15 protein-coding genes and 1 tRNA gene are annotated in these 15,351 nt (G+C 71.4%); 9 read left to right on the top strand and 7 right to left on the bottom strand.

All coding sequences use genetic code 11. The features are described 5' to 3' along the window. On the bottom strand, nt 1–975 hold a 975-nt coding region (locus ABD127_RS00240), incomplete at its 3' end, for an acyl-CoA dehydrogenase family protein (RefSeq protein ID WP_344196444.1). 41 nt (nt 976–1,016) lie between these two features. Continuing rightward, on the bottom strand, nt 1,017–2,189 hold the full coding sequence (locus ABD127_RS00235; RefSeq protein ID WP_344196442.1) for a CaiB/BaiF CoA transferase family protein: 1,173 nt from the start codon (nt 2,187–2,189) through the stop codon (nt 1,017–1,019). A 111-nt stretch (nt 2,190–2,300) separates the two neighbouring features. On the opposite strand from ABD127_RS00235, the gene ABD127_RS00230 reads away from it, so the two are divergent. Further along, on the top strand, nt 2,301–3,122 hold the full coding sequence (locus ABD127_RS00230) for an alpha/beta fold hydrolase (RefSeq protein WP_344196439.1): 822 nt from the start codon (nt 2,301–2,303) through the stop codon (nt 3,120–3,122). Between the two features lie 287 nt (nt 3,123–3,409). Here the strand turns inward: ABD127_RS00230 and ABD127_RS00225 are convergent, their stop codons facing one another. After that, nucleotides 3,410–4,903, bottom strand: coding sequence for an MFS transporter (locus tag ABD127_RS00225; protein WP_344196437.1), 1,494 nt, complete (start codon nt 4,901–4,903; stop codon nt 3,410–3,412). A 69-nt stretch (nt 4,904–4,972) separates the two neighbouring features. Here ABD127_RS00225 and ABD127_RS00220 point away from each other — a divergent pair, with 69 nt between their 5' ends. Together ABD127_RS00220 and ABD127_RS00215 are read left to right on the top strand one after the other, a co-directional pair. After that, nucleotides 4,973–5,503, top strand: a complete 531-nt coding sequence (locus ABD127_RS00220; protein WP_344196435.1) for a TetR/AcrR family transcriptional regulator — start codon at nt 4,973–4,975, stop codon at nt 5,501–5,503. 145 nt (nt 5,504–5,648) lie between these two features. Beyond that, nucleotides 5,649–6,728 carry a glycerophosphodiester phosphodiesterase gene (locus tag ABD127_RS00215; RefSeq protein ID WP_344196433.1) on the top strand — a complete coding sequence of 360 codons (1,080 nt, stop codon included), beginning with the start codon at nt 5,649–5,651 and terminating at the stop codon, nt 6,726–6,728. Here ABD127_RS00215 and ABD127_RS00210 read toward each other — a convergent pair. Genes ABD127_RS00210 through ABD127_RS00200 form a run of 3 tightly spaced genes read right to left on the bottom strand, consistent with a single transcriptional unit; the run spans nt 6,651 to nt 9,126 of the window. Further along, the gene (locus ABD127_RS00210; protein WP_344196431.1) at nt 6,651–7,454 is read right to left on the bottom strand and encodes a crotonase/enoyl-CoA hydratase family protein; all 804 of its coding nucleotides are present in this window, start codon (nt 7,452–7,454) and stop codon (nt 6,651–6,653) included. The two genes, ABD127_RS00215 and ABD127_RS00210, sit on opposite strands and share 78 nt — an antisense overlap. A 9-nt stretch (nt 7,455–7,463) precedes the next feature. Further along, nucleotides 7,464–8,459 carry a MerR family transcriptional regulator gene (locus ABD127_RS00205; protein ID WP_344196429.1) on the bottom strand — a complete coding sequence of 332 codons (996 nt, stop codon included), beginning with the start codon at nt 8,457–8,459 and terminating at the stop codon, nt 7,464–7,466. Further along, nucleotides 8,404–9,126, bottom strand: coding sequence for a hypothetical protein (locus ABD127_RS00200; protein WP_344196426.1), 723 nt, complete (start codon nt 9,124–9,126; stop codon nt 8,404–8,406). The genes ABD127_RS00205 and ABD127_RS00200 overlap by 56 nt, the downstream gene beginning before the upstream one ends. A 114-nt stretch (nt 9,127–9,240) precedes the next feature. On the opposite strand from ABD127_RS00200, the gene ABD127_RS00195 reads away from it, so the two are divergent. Beyond that, the gene (locus ABD127_RS00195) at nt 9,241–9,501 is read left to right on the top strand and encodes a hypothetical protein (protein ID WP_344196424.1); all 261 of its coding nucleotides are present in this window, start codon (nt 9,241–9,243) and stop codon (nt 9,499–9,501) included. A 277-nt stretch (nt 9,502–9,778) separates the two neighbouring features. On the opposite strand, the gene ABD127_RS00190 is transcribed toward ABD127_RS00195, so the two are convergent. Next, nucleotides 9,779–9,861: transfer RNA gene (locus ABD127_RS00190), tRNA-Leu, on the bottom strand. A gap of 119 nt (nt 9,862–9,980) precedes the next feature. Here ABD127_RS00190 and ABD127_RS00185 point away from each other — a divergent pair. Genes ABD127_RS00185 through ABD127_RS00165 form a run of 5 tightly spaced genes read left to right on the top strand, consistent with a single transcriptional unit; the run spans nt 9,981 to nt 15,331 of the window. Then, nucleotides 9,981–10,703, top strand: a complete 723-nt coding sequence (locus ABD127_RS00185; RefSeq protein ID WP_344196422.1) for an FHA domain-containing protein — start codon at nt 9,981–9,983, stop codon at nt 10,701–10,703. Next, nucleotides 10,703–11,194 carry an FHA domain-containing protein FhaB/FipA gene (locus ABD127_RS00180; RefSeq protein WP_344196420.1) on the top strand — a complete coding sequence of 164 codons (492 nt, stop codon included), beginning with the start codon at nt 10,703–10,705 and terminating at the stop codon, nt 11,192–11,194. The genes ABD127_RS00185 and ABD127_RS00180 overlap by 1 nt, the downstream gene beginning before the upstream one ends. Next, complete coding sequence (locus ABD127_RS00175) at nt 11,191–12,495, top strand: PP2C family protein-serine/threonine phosphatase (RefSeq protein WP_344196417.1); 1,305 nt, start codon at nt 11,191–11,193, stop codon at nt 12,493–12,495. The genes ABD127_RS00180 and ABD127_RS00175 overlap by 4 nt, the downstream gene beginning before the upstream one ends. Further along, nucleotides 12,492–13,865 (top strand): FtsW/RodA/SpoVE family cell cycle protein, encoded by a 1,374-nt coding sequence (locus ABD127_RS00170; RefSeq protein ID WP_344196415.1) that lies wholly within the window; start codon nt 12,492–12,494, stop codon nt 13,863–13,865. Before ABD127_RS00175 ends, ABD127_RS00170 begins: the two co-directional genes overlap by 4 nt. Next, nucleotides 13,862–15,331 carry a peptidoglycan D,D-transpeptidase FtsI family protein gene (locus ABD127_RS00165; protein ID WP_344196412.1) on the top strand — a complete coding sequence of 490 codons (1,470 nt, stop codon included), beginning with the start codon at nt 13,862–13,864 and terminating at the stop codon, nt 15,329–15,331. The genes ABD127_RS00170 and ABD127_RS00165 overlap by 4 nt, the downstream gene beginning before the upstream one ends. Nucleotides 15,332–15,351: the final 20 nt, after the last annotated feature.

Here is a 15,351-nt window from a genome sequence, read left to right as displayed (position 1 = left end):
GGTCGTCCACCACTTGCCCATCGCCGCGTCCTCGACCGACAGCTCCTTGCTGTTGTGGCGCACGATCGACTCGTCGACGAAGACCTGCGCGATCGAGGCCTCGGTGTGCAGCTCGGCGAGCGTGAAGCGCGTGTTCTGGAAGTTGCCGATGGGGCGGCCGAACGCCTTGCGCTCCTTGACGTACTCCAGCGTCATGTCGACGATGCGGCGGGTCGCGGCGGCCGCGACGACCGAGATCGACAGGCGCTCCTGCGGCAGCTTCTCCATCAGGTAGATGAAGCCCTTGCCGGCCTCGCCGATCAGGTTCGTCGCGGGCACGCGGACGTTGTCGAAGAACAGCTCGGCCGTGTCCTGGGCCTTGAGGCCGATCTTGTCGAGGTTGCGGCCGCGCTCGAAGCCCTCGGCGCCACGCTCCACCGCGATGAGCGAGAAGCCCATCGCGCCGGCCGACGGATCGGTCTGGCAGACCACGATGACGAAGTCGGCGTTGATGCCGTTGGTGATGAAGGTCTTGGAGCCGTTGATGACGTACTCGTCACCCTCCAGCACCGCGGTCGTCTTGATGCCCTGCAGGTCGGAACCGGTGCCGGGCTCGGTCATCGCGATCGCCGTGATCATCTCGCCGGTGCAGAACTTCGGGAACCACCGCTCCTTCTGCTCCTGCGTCGCGTGCGAGAGCAGGTAGCCCGAGACGAGGTCGGTCTGGATCACGAAGCCGAGGCCGGAGGCACCGACCTTGGTGATCTCCTCGGTCAGGATCGCGTTGTAGCGGAAGTCGTCGACCCCGCCGCCGCCGAACTCCTCCGGCATCATGAAACCGAGCAGGCCCTGCTCGCCGGCCTTGAGCCAGACCTCGCGCGGCACGATGCTGGCCTTCTCCCACTCCTCGTGGTGGGGGACGACCTCCTTCTCGCAGAAGGCGCGGACGGTGTCGCGGAAGGCGTCGTGGTCAGAGTCGAAGATGGTGCGCTTCATGGGGGCTCCTGGGTGGGTCTGGTCGTGGGGGTGGTCGGTCGTCAGTCGTTCTGCACGGCGACGCCGCGGGCGATGAGGGACTCGACGTCGTCGATCCCCCAGGCCGTGAGGGCGTCCCGCGTGTCGGCTCCGGTGCGCGACGGCGGGGTGCCGAGCGTCGCCGGGGTGGCCGAGAACCGGGGGGCCGGCGCGGGCTGCACGAGTCCGTCGCGCTCGACGTAGGTGCCGCGGGCGACGTTGTGCGGGTGCGTGTAGGCCTCGGTCAGGGGCACGACCGGCGCGATGCACGCGTCGGTGCCCTCGAAGATCTCGGACCACTCGTCCTGCGTGCGCGAGGCGAACACCTCGGTCAGGCGCGCACGGAGGTCGCGCCAGTTCTTGGGGTCGTTGCGGTCGGGGAGGTCGGCGAACCCGGCCTCGGCGAGCAGCTTCTCGGTGGCGTCCCAGAACTGCGGCTCGAGTCCGCCGACCGACATCCACCGGCCGTCGGAGGTCTCGTAGACGTCGTAGAACGGGGCGGCGCTGCCGAGCAGGCTCGTGCCGCGGCGGCCGTCCCAGACCTGGTTCTGCTGCATCGTCACGGCCATCGCGAGCAGGTGCGCGACGCCGTCGGTGATCGCGGCGTCCACGACCTGGCCCTCGCCCGTGCTGCGCGCGTGGGTCAGGGCGGCGAGGACGCCGGCGACGAGGTAGAGCGAGCCGCCGCCGAAGTCGCCGAGCAGGTTCTGCGGGAAGGCCGGCGGGCCGCCCTTGCGGCCGAGCGGGTCGAGTCCGCCGGCGACGGAGATGTAGTTGATGTCGTGCCCGGCACTCTGGGAGAGCGGGCCGTCCTGGCCCCACCCGGTCATGCGTCCGTAGACCAGCGCCGGGTTGCGGGCGTGGCACGCCTCCGGCCCGAGGCCGAGGCGCTCGGTCACGCCGGGGCGGTAGCCCTCGAGCAGGATGTCGGCCTTCTCGACGAGGTCGAGGACCAGGTCGAGGCCGCCGTCGGCCTTGAGGTCGATCGCGACGCTGGGGCGTCCGCGGCCGAGGACGTCACGCTCGGCGGGACCGAGGGTCAGACCCCCTCCACCCGGTCGGTCGACGCGGATGACGTCGGCTCCGAGGTCGGCGAGCATCATGGCGGCGAAGGGCCCGGGGCCGATGCCGGCGAGCTCGACGACGCGGACGCCCGCGAGCGGGCCGGTGGCAGGCTGCTGAACAGTCACAGTCATATTGTGACAGTACTACTGTCACGGTTGTCAACATACTCACGGTACGCTGCGGCTCGGAACGTGCCATCATCAGTGGCGCATCCGTCCCCGTCGGCCTGGAAGGACCCCCCGATGCTGCTGCCCGATCTCACCTACGTCCGCAAGGGCTCCGGCCCCACGCTCGTGCTGCTGCACGGCATCGGCCACAACAAGGGTGCCTGGGACCCGATCATCGACGAGCTCGCGACCCGTTACGACGTCATCGCGCCCGACCTGTCGGGCTTCGGTGAGTCCCCCGCGTTCGCCGGCGGCGTCGCGTACACGATGCCCAACGCCGTCGACCACCTCGCGACGCAGTTCGAGCGCTGGGGCGTCGTCAAGCCGCACGTCGTGGGCAACTCGCTGGGCGGCGCGATCTCGCTCGAGCTCGGCGCGCGAGGCCTGGTCTCCTCGGTCACGGCCCTCAGCCCGGCCGGCTTCTTCGGACCGATCAGCAAGGTGCAGGCGCTGCTCGCCCTGTTCGTGCTGCGGTTCTTTTCCCTGATCTCCCCGGCGCCGGTGCTCAAGGCCGTCACGCGCACGTCACTCGGTCTGCGTCTGTCGGGCCAGCTGCTCTACGCGCACCCCGAGCGCATCACGCCCGAGGCGGCCGAGCGCGACGCGCGGGGCCTCAAGTACTGCACCGCGTTCGAGCGCACCGCGATCCAGGCGCTGGGCTACTCGTTCGCCCACCAGGTGCCGGTCACGACCACGGTCGCCTGGGGCACGAAGGACCTGATCCTCCCGTACTCGCAGGCGGCCACCGCCCGCGAGCGCCTGCCCCACGCCCGCCACGTCGACATCCCCGGCGCGGGCCACGTGCCGATGATCGACGACCCGCAGCTCGTGACCCGCATCATCGACCAGACGGTCACCGAGGCCGAGGCCGCCCGTCAGGCCGCCACGGCAGCCTGACGCGCGGGTAGCCGGCAAGATGTGACGACTTAGGCCCCATTTCCCGGCTCGGAATGGGCCCCAAGTCGTCACTTCTGGTGGGCCACCAGATGTGGTCAGTGACGTCACGGATTCAGGCGGAAACCGTGACCCGAGTGACCACATCGTGCAGGCGCGGGCGGGCCGGACGGCGGAGAGCCGCCCGCGGTCCGTGCCGCTCGTCCGGCACACCCGGACGCGGCCGGCTGACGGCGGTTTCGAAGTTCGCGCCCTAGCGGGCACTCACGCCTCAACCACCGGTCGGCCGACTAGCGCGGGAGCGTGCGCCAGCTGATGACGGCGGCGGCCAGCGCCACCACGATCGCGACACCCGAGGAGTACTGCACGCCGAGGTCGAACGCCGCGACAGCGGAGTCGGCCAGGGCCGTGCCGACCTGGTCGGGGAGCGTGGCCGCGTGCTCCAGCGTCGCGCCGAGGGTCTCGTGCGACGAGCCGTTGCCGGCCGCGTCGGCCGGGACCACGAGGTTCGACCGGTAGGTCGCTGTCAGGACGCTGCCCAGCACGGCCGTGCCGAGCACCGCACCGACCTCGTAGGCCGTCTCGGAGATCGCGGCGGCGGCACCGGCGCGGTTCGGCGGAGCGTGGCTCAGGACCAGGTCGTTGGTCAGGGTCTCGGCCATGCCGATGCCGATGCCCATCACGACGAACGCGACCATGACGCTCGCGACCGTCGGGTGGCCCGTGAACGCGGCGATCGCGTACCCGCCCGCCGACGCCACGAAGCTGCCGGTGACGAGGACCCGTGCGGGCACGACCTTGAGCAGCGCCACCGCGACGAAGCCCGCCGCGACCGTCACGACCAGCCCCGGCACGAGCACGAAGGCCGCGATCATCGGGTCGAGGCCCAGCACGAGCTGCAGGAGCTGGGCCGCGAAGAACAGGAACCCGGTCAGCGCCATGAGGCTCAGCAGGTTCGCGACGACCGAGCCGGCGAAGACCCGGTTGCGGAACAGCTCGACGTCGAGCATCGGCTCGCGGCTGCGCCGCTGGCGGCGCACGAACGCCGTGCCCGAGACCGCGGCGAGCGCGACGCAGGCGACCGTGACGTCGTCGATGCCGGCGTGCGCGAGGTGCTTGATCGCGTAGACGGCCGGCAGCATCGTCGACAGCGACAGGCCGATCGAGACCAGGTCGACCGGGCCCGGACGCGGGTCGCGCGACTCCGGCACGAGCAGGAGCGCGAGCGGCACGAGGATCGCGACGACCGGCACGTTGATGAGGAACACCGAGCCCCACCAGTAGTGCTGCAGGAGCCAGCCGCCGACGACCGGCCCGAGGGCCGCGCCGCCGGAGAACATCGCGGCCCAGGTCGCGATCGCGATCCGCCGGTCGCGGGCGTCGGTGAAGATGTTGCGGATCAGCGAGAGCGTCGACGGCATCAGCATCGCGCCGAAGAAGCCCTGCAGCGCGCGCAGGCCGACGAGCGCCTCGGCGCTCGGGCTGAAGGCTGCGGCGAGCGAGACGAGACCGAAGCCGATCGAGCCGGCGACCAGCAGGCGCCGGCGTCCCAGCCGGTCGCCCAGGCTGCCCATCGCGATGAGCAGGCCCGCGAGCATCAGGGCGTAGATGTCGACGATCCACAGCAGCTGCGAGCCCGTGGGGGCGAGCGCCGTGCTGACGGCAGGCAGGGCGAAGCTCAGGACGGTGTTGTCGACGGAGACGAGCAGGACGGGGAGCATCAGGGCGGCAAGTGCGGCCCACTCGCGGCGCGTGGCGCGCGCAGAGAGGACGGGGGTGGTCATGCCCTCAACTGTACCGTCTGGACGGTACAGTCTCCAAGCCGAGCGGACGTGACGTCCTACACTCCCGGCATGGCCTCGAGCGACGACCGCAGCACCCGCGACCGACTGCTCGACGCCTTCGAGCAGCTCCTCGTCGACGGGGGTGGCCGCGCCGCCACCCTCGACGCCGTCGCCGCGGCGGCCGGGGTCTCCAAGGGCGGCCTGCTCTACCACTTCCACAGCAAGGACGAGCTCGTCGAGGGCATGCTCGAGCGCCTGTACGACCAGGCCGACGCCGACGTCGCGCTGATGCGCGCCGCCCCCGAGGGGCCGGTCGACTTCTACATCGAGACCTCGGTCGACTCCGGCAGCGCCTTCGACCGCGCCCTGATCGCCGCGTCCCGGGTGGCACAGGAGAACGACTCGCGCGCCGCGGCAGCCCTGGCGAAGGTGCGCGACGGATGGTTCGAGGTGCTGGCCGAGCACCTGGGCGACGACCCCTTGGCCCGCACGATCCAGCTGATCGGTGACGGCCTGTACTTCGACGACTCCACCGGTCTGCGTGACCCCGACGCCCTCGCCCACGTGCGCGAGGTGCTGAGGCGGCTCGACGTGCTCTGACGTTCGCCCCCGCTGCACCCGCTCGTCACCCGCAGTCCATGTCCGGGGCGTGCACTGGGGGCATGAGCGAGCGCCAGCGAGCGATCATCCAGGTGTTCCTCATGCCGCTACCGCCCATCATTGCTCCTTCCGGGGCGGTGGCGGCATGAGCATCCGCGAGGCTGCTGTTCCCCTACGGGCCCCCGCCGCGCCGCGGGCCCGGCGGCTCACCGTGTTCGCCCACCGCGGAGCCTCCGGCTACCGCCCGGAGCACACGATCGAGTCCTACCGCTTGGCGATCGAGCTGGGCGCCGACGTCATCGAGCCCGACCTCGTCAGCACGCGCGACCACGTCCTGGTGGCGCGGCACGAGAACGAGATCAGCGGCACGACCGACGTCGCGGAGCGCGCCTGCTTCGCCGACCGGCGGACGACGAAGGTCGTCGACGGTCGTGAGGTCACCGGCTGGTTCACCGAGGACTTCACGCTCGCCGAGCTCCGCACGCTGCGGGCCTGCGAACGGCTCCCGCAGGTGCGCCCGGGCAACACGCTCTACGACGGGCTCTACCAGGTGCCCACGTTCGACGAGATCGTCGACCTCGCCCGCTCGGAGTCGTTCCGCACCGGCCGCCTGATCGCGGTCGCACCCGAGACCAAGCACCCCACCTACTTCGCCGACCTCGGGCTGGACCTGACCGGCCCGCTCGTCGCGACGCTGCAGCGCGTCGGCTGGACCCACCGCCAGGCGCCCGTCGCGATCCAGTCGTTCGAGGTCGCCAACCTGCGCGACCTCGCGACGCGGGTGCAGGTGCCGCTCGTGCAGCTGACGTCGGCGAGCGGCGCTCCGCGCGACTTCACCGTGGCAGGCGACCCGCGCACGTACGCCGACCTGCTGAGCCCTGCCGGCCTGCGCGAGGTCGCGACGTACGCGACGTGGCTCGGGCCCGAGAAGAGCCAGGTGCTCCCGCGGGACGCCTCGGGCGCCATCGGCGCACCCAGCACCCTCGTGCCCGAGGCGCACGCGGCCGGCCTGCAGGTCGTCGTCTACACAATCCGCGCCGAGCCGCAGTTCCTGCCGAGCAACGTCGACGTCGCCGGCGAGCTCGCCGCACTGATCGCAGCGGGGGTCGACGGGGTCTTCGCCGACCAGCCCGACGTCGCGGTGGCCTCAGCCGAACGTGCGGGGGCCGAACTCGGGCTTCTCGCCCTTCGCACCGGCAGCCCGCGCGATCTTCGTGTTCGGTGAGCGGAACATCCGCAGCTGAAGCCGGCGCTCGAGACCGAGCTGCGCGCGCAGCCCACGACGGGCGGCCTCGTTCAACAGCTTCTTGCTGGCGCTGACGGAGTCGGGCGAGCGCTCGATCAGCTGATCCGCGAGCTCGCGGGCGAGCTTGTCCGGGTCGACGTCGCTGCCGGTGGCCAGGCCCCAGGCGGCAGCCTGCTCGCCGGAGAAGATCTCGCCGGTCATCGTCAGGCGCTTCGCCAGGTCGAGCGGCACCTGCTCCACGAGCGGGATCGTGCCGCTCATGTCGGGCACCAGGCCCCACTTGGCCTCGAGCACCGACCACTTGGCGTCGGGCGTCGTGAAACGGAAGTCGGCCGCGAGCGCGAGCTGGATGCCGGCTCCGAACACGTGGCCGCGGGTCACCGCGATGACGGGGACGGGCAGGCGGCGCCAGGCCCACAGTGCCTGCTGGAAGCCGTTCGTGCCGCGCAGCGGGTTCGGCAGGAAGTGGGTCAGGACCTTCGCGGGGGTGCGGTTGACGGACGGGAAGTCCAGGCCCGCGCAGAAGGAGTCACCACTGCCCGAGAGCAGCACGACCCGGACGTCACGGTCGCGCGCGATCGCCGCGGCGCTCTCCAGCAGTCCGTCGAGGATCCCGAAGTCGACGCCGTTCAGCTTGTCGGGCCGGTTGAGGCGCACGTGCGCGATCGGTCCCTCGATCTCGGTGATCACCCGCGGTTCGCTCATGCCCCGATGCTACTCGTGAGTACGGTCGGCGTCGTGGGACCGGTCGGCCAGGCGCGCGAGGACGACCTCGACCGTCGCCGACAGGCTCGTCGGGCGCGCGACCTGCGCCGCGTTCTCGTGCTCCATCCGGCTCGGCCACCCGGGCCCGCCCAGCACGACCAGGGCATCGGCCCGCACGGCGGACGACACGCGCCACACGTGGTCGTCCGGCTCCTTGGTCGCGCCCGACCACAGGAACACGACCGCCGGGTGCACCGAGGCGATGACGTTCGCCAGTGCCCCGGCCGGCAGCCGGGCGCCGAAGGAGTGGCACGCGACCCCGCGGCCGGCCAGCGCCGCCTGGAGCGCCACGACGGGCAGCGAGTGCGGATCGTCCTCGACGGTCGCGAGCAGCACCCCCGCGTGCCGACGGTCGAGATCGGGCCAGGCGCGAACGTAGGCCCGCAGCTCGGTCGCGAGCGTGTCGCTCACGAGGTGCTCGGCGTCCATGCCGATGATGCCGTCGACGACGGCGTCGCGGACGTGCTGCAGGGACGGACGCAGGTAGGTGTCCCAGGCGTCGATCACGCCGACCTCGAGCACGACCGCGGCGAGCAGTCGGCTGAGGCGCACGCTGTCGAACCGGGCGGCCGAGGTGAAGACGTCGGCCGCGAAGAGCTCGGGCGCCTCGAGCGCGTCGTGGACGTCGGCCGTCGGGGCCGGATGGGCCACGGGGGTGATGTCGTGGTTCGCCGCCAGCGTGGCTGCGGTGCGGGGCGCGACACCGCGACCGATCAGTCCGTGCAGCAGCTCGACGCGGGAGATGTCGGACTCGGAGTAGCGACGATGACCGCCCTTGGTGCGATCGGTCGGCCCGAGGCCGTAGCGCCGCTCCCAGGTCCGCAGGGTCGACGGCGAGACGTGCAAGCGCTTGGCCACCGCCCCGACGCTCCACGTCAGTGCGCTGACCTCACCGTGTGCCGAGTCTCCGGGGTGCTCCAGGATCGGACCGTCGTGGGTCGTCATGATTCACCGCCGAGCGTAGGCGGTGGTCGGCGATCCGCATCCCGAGCACCGCCAGGACCAGTCCACCCACCAGGCCGACGGCATAGGTCGCGGCCGGACCGCCGGGCTCGAGATCGACCGGCAGGACCGTCAGGACCAGGGCGTAGGCCGACCAGCTGGCGATGATCGACGACCCGCACCACGTCGCCACGATCGCCGTTCCCGAGAGCCGCGACCAGTGACCGGCCCAGCGGGACCGGACGTGCGCGACGAACGCCACGGCGAGCACGACGGCCTGGGCCGCGAGACTCGAGTAGACGGTCGCGAAGACCCAGCCACGCAGCGGGGAGTCCGCGTCGGTCGCGGTCAAGGTGCCCTGCGGGAGGGCGACGGTCACCGCCACGACGACCGGGAGCAGCAGTCCGGTCGCGACCCAGGCGGGCGGCAGCACGATCCAGGCCGGCAGGCGTCGGCCTCGCTCCCCGCTCAGTGCCGCGACGAGGGCGACGAGCGTCAGGTCCATCGCGAGCGTCGCCGCGTTCAGCCCCCACATCGCGAGACCGCCACCGAAGTCGTCCTGGACGATGCCGACGCGCCCGCCGGCCAGCCAGGACAGCTTGAGGAGTGCGTAGGGCGTCGTCACGACGACAGCGGCGACGACCAGGGGCGACAGGCGGGAACGACTCATGGCTCCCACGCTCGTCCCTCCACCGGCGGACGGCCATGGGGGACGTCCATCGGCCGACCCGGAGATCACCCTGGCCCAGCTTCGCGGTCGACGGCCGCGGCTAGGGTCGAGGCCATGGACCCCGTCGGGATGCTCATCTGGGGAGCGGGCCTCGTGGGCCTCGGGATCCTTCTCGGCCTGGCACTGCGCTGGCTGTCCGTCCCGGTCCTCGTCGCCGTTCCGGCCGGCATCGGCTGCATCGTGGTCGGCGTGCTCGGCCGTCAGGACGGGGACGACCTGTCAGTGCGCTGGGCCGCCCTGCCCGTCGCCGCGATCGCGATCGTGCTCGCCAGCGCCCTCGTCGCCTGGGTCCGCGCGGGAGCATCCGCGCCCTGAGGTGCGAGCGAGGAACGAGTGAGCCTCGAAGGGCGCTCCGCCACCACCGGACACCCACCCGTGGCCGAGGTGGTCCCTTCGAGGCTCGTTCCTCGCACCTCAGGGACCGGCAGGGACGACGACAGCCGGGCCCCAAGATCTGGGACCCGGCTGTCGTGTCGTGTGCGCGAGGGGGGACCCCGTCGCTCCTTCGTCGCTCCTCCTCAAATCCCTCCGCACGCCGGAAATGCAGATGTGGGGCTCCCCAAAGAACGGGGAGCCCCACATCTGCATCGTGTGCGCGAGGGGGGATTTGAACCCCCACGCCCTTGCGGACACTGGCACCTGAAGCCAGCGCGTCTACCATTCCGCCACTCGCGCGAGATCGTTCGGCAGCGGGGCCGAACGAAGAGCGAGTCTAGCACCGGCACGAGGCGTCCCAGACCCGGAGTCGATACGATCGACGGAGGTGCACGACCAACTCGCGGAAAGGGGGAGACATGGCCGGGGTTCTTCAACGGTTCGAGCAGCGGCTCGAGGGTGTCGTCACGAGCGCTTTCGCCCGGGCGTTCCGCAGCGCAGTCCAGCCCGTCGAGATCGCCGCTGCCCTGCAGCGCGAGATCGACAACTCGGCGCAGATCCTCTCGCGCGATCGGCGTCTCGTCCCCAACGACTTCACCGTCGAGCTCTCCCCGAGCGACCACGAACGGCTCGTCCCGTTCGGTGAGACGCTCACCGGCGAGCTCAGCACGCTCGTGCGCGAGCACGTCCACGAGCAGCGGTACACCCTCGCCGGGGGACTCACGATCGAGTTCGTCCAGGCCCCCGAGCTCGGCACCGGCCGCTTCCGCGTCCGCAGCCGCACCAACGCCTCGGTCCGTCCCGCTGCCGGAGCCCGCATGAGCGACTCGGCCGCACGACGCGCCGAGGCCTACCTCCAGATCGGCAACCAGCGGCACCCGCTGACCCCGCCCGGCCTGGTCATCGGCCGCGGTTCGGAGTCCGACCTGCGCATCGACGACCCCGGCATCTCGCGCCGCCACTGCGAGCTGCGCATCCACGACACCGGAGAGACCGTGCAGATCACCGTGACCGATCTCGGCTCGACCAACGGCGTCGTGCTGAACGGGCACCGCGTCTCGTCCGCCGCCGTGCCCGACGGCTCGGAGATGCGCCTCGGCAACACGACGGTCGTCGTCCGACTCTCGGAGCGTGAGGCCTGATGTCCGAGCTGACCCTCACCCTGATCAAGCTCGGCTTCCTCGCCGTCCTGTGGATCTTCGTGCTCTCGGCCGTCTCGGTCATCCGCACGGACATCTTCGGCACCAAGGTGCCCGAGACGCCCGAGGCTCGGGTCGCACCGCGCACCCCGCGCCCGACCCCCAAGCCCAAGGCCACCAAGTCCCGCCGCCCGCAGCGCGGCACGCCGAACCTGCTCTACGTCGTCGACGGACCCAACGCGGGCCAGAGCGTCCCGCTGGGTGACCAGCCGATCCTGCTGGGCCGCGGCACCGACGCCGCCATCCGCCTCGACGACGACTACGTCTCGACCCGGCACGCCCGGTTCGCCAGCAACGGCGCCGAGTGGTTCGTCGAGGACGTCGGCTCGACCAACGGCACCTTCATCGGCAGCCAGCGCGTCACGAGCCCCGTCGCGATCGCCCTCGGCGTCCAGGTCCGCATGGGCAAGACCATCGTCGAGCTGCGGAAGTGACGACGCCCGTGTCGAACCCCGGCCTCGCGCTGCACTACACCGCGCTCACCGACGTCGGCCTGCGCCGCTCGAACAACCAGGACTCCGGCTACGCGAGTCCCCACCTGCTGCTCCTCGCCGACGGCATGGGCGGCGCCGCCGCCGGCGACCTCGCCTCGTCGGAGGCCGTCACGATCATCCGCGCGGTCGACGACGACCGTGGCGGCGACGCCCTGGACCACCTGGCCGACGCCGTCGACGCCGCCAACCGTCGGCTCGGCGACCTGATCCAGGCCGACCCCGCCGTCGAGGGCATGGGCACCACGATCGAGGCGATGCTCTGGGACGGCGAGAAGTTCGCCGTCGGGCACATCGGCGACTCGCGCGCCTACCGCCTCCGCGACGGTCGTCTGACCCAGCTCAGCGCCGATCACACGTTCGTGCAGAGCCTCGTCGACGAGGGCCGCATCACCCGCGAGGAGGCGCGCCACCACCCGCACCGCTCGCTGCTGCTGCGCGCGATGCTGGGCCGCGACGACTTCGAGGCAGACTTCTCGTGGCTGCAGCCGCAGCTCGGCGACCGCTACCTCCTGTGCAGCGACGGCCTGTCCGACATGGTCGAGGACCCGGCGATCGCCGAGGCCCTGGCCTCGGCGTCGATCGACGTCGCCGCCACCGAGCTCGTGCGCCTCGCCCTGGAGGGCGGCGGCGCCGACAACGTGACCGTCGTGATCGGCGAGATGGTCGCGGCCGACTCCGACCTCGCGGAGTCCGACCTGGCCTGCGCCGACGGTCGGCCGCAGCTCGTCGGCGCCGCGGCCGAGTCACCGCAGCCCCGGCGCGGAGTCGCGGTCGACGTGCACGACTCCACCGCCAGCTTCTCGTCCGACCCCGAGGAGCTGCGCTACGCGCCGCGGGCGCCGTCCAAGTGGCGGTTCGCCCGCTGGGGTGTCGCGGTCCTGATCCTCCTCGTCGCGCTCGGTGCCGCCGCCTGGTACGCCTACCAGTGGACGCAGGACCAGTACTTCGTCAGCGAGAGCAACGGCAACGTGGCGATCTACCGCGGCGTCGACGCCGACCTGCCCTTCATCACACTGCGCAACCTCGAGACGCGCACCGACGTCGTGGTCGACGCGCTGCCGTCGTTCCAGCAGGGCCAGATCCGCGACGGTATCGAGGCCACCGACCTGGCTGACGCCGAGCAGATCGTGCGCGACCTGCGCGAGAACGTCGTGACCCAGCCCGCGGACCCCACGGCCACGCCCGCGGTGCCGACCCCCACCGACACGGTGCTTCCCCCCGGATCGACGGTGGCACCGTGAGCAGCGAGGCCACCTGGGTCCCCCGCAAGCGTCGCGGAGCCGAGCTCGTCCTGACGGTCATGGCCGTCGGGCTGGCGATCTTCGCCTACTGCGCCGTCGGCCTGGGCGCGGAGGGACGCGTCCCCGCCGGTGTCGTCGGCCTGGCCGTCACGCTCATCGCGGTCGCGGTCGCCGCGAACCTGCTGATCCGCCGCTTCGCCCCGTACGCCGACCCGGTCCTGCTGCCACTCGTGCTGTGCCTCAACGGCCTCGGGCTGGCGATGATCTACCGGATCGACCTGGGCTACGAGGAGCGCCGCGACAGCTGGGCGTCGCTCGCACCCAACCAGCTCATGTGGACCGGCCTGGGGCTCGTGGCCTTCGCGATCGTGCTCACCGTGATCCGCGACCACCGGCGCCTGCAGACGCTGACCTACAGCTTCGGCCTGGCCGCCGTGATCCTGCTGATCCTGCCGCTCGTGCCCGGCATCGGCGAGAACATCCGCGGCGCCCGCATCTGGATCTCGCTCGGCCCGTTCAGCTTCCAGCCCGGCGAGGCGGCCAAGATCTGCCTGGCCATCTTCTTCGCCGGCTACCTGGCCGAGAAGCGCGAGGCCCTGGCACTCGCCGGCCGCCGCGTCATCGGCATCGACCTGCCGCGCGGACGCGACCTCGGCCCGATCATCGTGGCGTGGCTCGTCAGCATCGGCGTCCTCGTGCTGCAGCGCGACCTGGGCTCGTCGCTGCTGTTCTTCGGCCTGTTCGTCGTGCTGCTGTTCATCGCGACCGAGCGCGCCGGCTGGATCTTCGTCGGCGGCCTGCTGTTCGTGCTCGGAGCCTGGTTCGGCTACCTGCAGTTCGGCCACGTCCGCGCCCGCTTCGACGTCTGGCTGAACCCGTTCGCCGACCCGGACCAGAACTTCCAGGTCATCAGCGCCCTCTACGGGCTCGCCCACGGCGGGCTGCTCGGTCGCGGCTGGGGCCAGGGCAGCCCCGAGCTCACCCCGTTCGGGTACTCCGACTTCATCGCCGCCTCGATGGGCGAGGAGCTCGGGCTGACCGGGCTCATGGCGATCCTCCTGATCTACGGGCTCATCGTCGAGCGCGGCCTGCGCATCTCGCTGACCTGCCGTGACGCCTTCGGCAAGCTGCTCGCCGCCGGCCTCGCGATCTCGCTCGCCCTGCAGGTCTTCGTCGTGATCGGCGGCGTCACCCGCCTGATCCCGTTGACGGGTCTGACCACGCCGTTCCTGTCGCAGGGAGGGTCGTCGATCGTGATGAACTGGGCGATCATCGCGATCCTGCTGCGCATCAGCGACCAGACCCGCCGCCCCGCGCCCGCGGTCCAGGCCGTCGGCGAGGACGAGGCGACGCAGGTGGTGAAGCTGTGAACACCCCGATCCGCCGGCTCGCGGTCGCGTGCCTCGTGCTGTTCGTGGCCCTCATGGGCAACGCCACGTACGTGCAGTACGTGCAGGCCAACGACCTCAACAGCAAGGCCAACAACAAGCGCGTCATCGACGACGAGTACTCCCGCGAGCGCGGCGCGATCCTGGTCGGTGGCGAGCCCGTCGCCGAGAGCGTCCCCTCCGACGACCAGTTCACGTTCCAACGCACCTACCCGAACGGACCGCTGTACGCCCAGGTCACCGGGTTCTTCTCCTACACGTACGGTCGATCGGCGATCGAGAACGCCGAGAACCCGCTCCTGTCGGGCAGCGACAACCGGCTGTTCGTCAACCGCGTGGTCGACCTGCTCGCCAACAAGCAGCCCAAGGGCGGCAGCGTCGAGCTGACGCTGGACGCCGCGGGCCAGCAGGCCGCGGCCACGGCGCTCGCCGCGCTCCCCGCCGGCACGAAGGGCTCGGTCGTCGCCCTCGACCCCACGACCGGCGCCGTGCTGACGATGTACTCCCAGCCCACGTACGACCCCAACGCGCTCGCGTCGCACGACTTCGCGGCGGTGAACCAGGCGTGGCAGGCGCTGAACGACGACCCGGCGAACCCCCTGCTCAACCGCGCCACGCAGGAGATCCAGCCCCCGGGCTCGACCTTCAAGCTCGTCACCGCCTCGGCCGCGCTCGAGCAGCTCGACCTCAACCCCGGCTCGGTGGTGCAGGGCGGCTCCGAGCTGACGTTCCCGGGCATCGAGTACACGCTGCCCAACGCGGGCGGCGGCAGCTGCGGCGGTGACCAGATCACCCTCGAGCAGGCGCTCAACGTCTCCTGCAACGTCTCGTTCGGCTCGCTCGCGACGCAGATCGGCCAGGGCGCGCTGGAGGAGCAGGCCGAGAAGTTCGGCTTCGGCGACAAGGTCATCGAGAACCTCGCCTCGAACGCCAGCCGCTTCACGACTCCCGACACCGAGCTCGAGCTGCCCCAGCTGGCGCAGTCGGGCATCGGACAGTTCGAGGTCGCGGCCACCCCGCTGCAGATGGCGATGGTCGCGGCGGGCATCGCCAACGACGGCGTCGTCATGACCCCGTACGTCGTCGACGTCGTCCGCGACCCGAGCCTGCGCGTGCTCGACGACGCGGGCGACGGCGAGGAGTACAGCACTGCGCTCACGCCGGACCACGCCGCGATGATGCAGCAGATGATGATCAGCACGGTCCAGAGCGGCACGGCGTCCTCGGCGCGCATCCCCGGCCTCGAGGTCGGCGGCAAGACCGGCACCGCGCAGCGGGGCAACGGCCTGCCGAACCTCGCCTGGTTCGCCTCGTTCGCGACCTCGGGCGACCAGCAGGTCGCGGTCGCCGTCATGATCGAGTCGGCGCAGGCCACCGACGACATCTCCGGTGGGCGCCTGGCCGGTCCGATCGCCAAGACGGTCATGGAGGCGTTGCTCGCGTCATGACCCAGCCACGACTTCACGAC

Origin of the sequence: Aeromicrobium alkaliterrae, assembly GCF_039529015.1 — a bacterium.
Taxonomy (GTDB): domain Bacteria; phylum Actinomycetota; class Actinomycetes; order Propionibacteriales; family Nocardioidaceae; genus Aeromicrobium; species Aeromicrobium alkaliterrae.
This window is presented reverse-complemented; position numbering and strand designations above follow the sequence as displayed.

What these genes read in the sequence shown, in the direction of transcription:
- ABD127_RS00235 (WP_344196442.1), bottom strand. Translation starts at nt 2,189, where the DNA reads ATGACTGTGACTGTTCAGCAGCCTGCCACCGGCCCGCTCGCGGGCGTC.
- ABD127_RS00230 (WP_344196439.1), top strand. Translation starts at nt 2,301, where the DNA reads ATGCTGCTGCCCGATCTCACCTACGTCCGCAAGGGCTCCGGCCCCACG.
- ABD127_RS00225 (WP_344196437.1), bottom strand. Translation starts at nt 4,903, where the DNA reads ATGACCACCCCCGTCCTCTCTGCGCGCGCCACGCGCCGCGAGTGGGCC.
- ABD127_RS00220 (WP_344196435.1), top strand. Translation starts at nt 4,973, where the DNA reads ATGGCCTCGAGCGACGACCGCAGCACCCGCGACCGACTGCTCGACGCC.
- ABD127_RS00215 (WP_344196433.1), top strand. Translation starts at nt 5,649, where the DNA reads ATGAGCATCCGCGAGGCTGCTGTTCCCCTACGGGCCCCCGCCGCGCCG.
- ABD127_RS00210 (WP_344196431.1), bottom strand. Translation starts at nt 7,454, where the DNA reads ATGAGCGAACCGCGGGTGATCACCGAGATCGAGGGACCGATCGCGCAC.
- ABD127_RS00205 (WP_344196429.1), bottom strand. Translation starts at nt 8,459, where the DNA reads ATGACGACCCACGACGGTCCGATCCTGGAGCACCCCGGAGACTCGGCA.
- ABD127_RS00200 (WP_344196426.1), bottom strand. Translation starts at nt 9,126, where the DNA reads ATGAGTCGTTCCCGCCTGTCGCCCCTGGTCGTCGCCGCTGTCGTCGTG.
- ABD127_RS00195 (WP_344196424.1), top strand. Translation starts at nt 9,241, where the DNA reads ATGGACCCCGTCGGGATGCTCATCTGGGGAGCGGGCCTCGTGGGCCTC.
- ABD127_RS00185 (WP_344196422.1), top strand. Translation starts at nt 9,981, where the DNA reads ATGGCCGGGGTTCTTCAACGGTTCGAGCAGCGGCTCGAGGGTGTCGTC.
- ABD127_RS00180 (WP_344196420.1), top strand. Translation starts at nt 10,703, where the DNA reads ATGTCCGAGCTGACCCTCACCCTGATCAAGCTCGGCTTCCTCGCCGTC.